Origin of the sequence: Pseudoalteromonas luteoviolacea NCIMB 1944, assembly GCF_001625565.1 — a bacterium.
Lineage (GTDB): Bacteria > Pseudomonadota > Gammaproteobacteria > Enterobacterales > Alteromonadaceae > Pseudoalteromonas > Pseudoalteromonas luteoviolacea_F.
On the sequence record NZ_AUXS01000085.1, the window covers coordinates 1 to 209 of the forward strand.

Annotated in this window: 1 tRNA gene; it reads right to left on the minus strand. The window is 42.1% G+C overall.

What is annotated here, in order from left to right:
* Positions 1-109: 109 nt before the first annotated feature.
* Positions 110-185: transfer RNA gene (locus N483_RS24760), tRNA-Ala, on the minus strand.
* Positions 186-209 lie beyond the last annotated feature (24 nt).

Below are 209 nucleotides of genomic sequence, written 5' to 3' on the forward strand. Positions count from 1 at the left end.
TTCCAAATTTTTAAAGAGCAAGAGAATTACTTCTCAGAGTTAAAAACTCTCAGTTTATTTAATGCGTAAACTAAGTAAGAGTGCTTATCTTTGAGAAGGAGTAGTAAAGTGGTGGAGCTAAGCAGGATCGAACTGCTGACCTCCTGCGTGCAAGGCAGGCGCTCTCCCAGCTGAGCTATAGCCCCACATTACTAGGAAGACATTGTTTG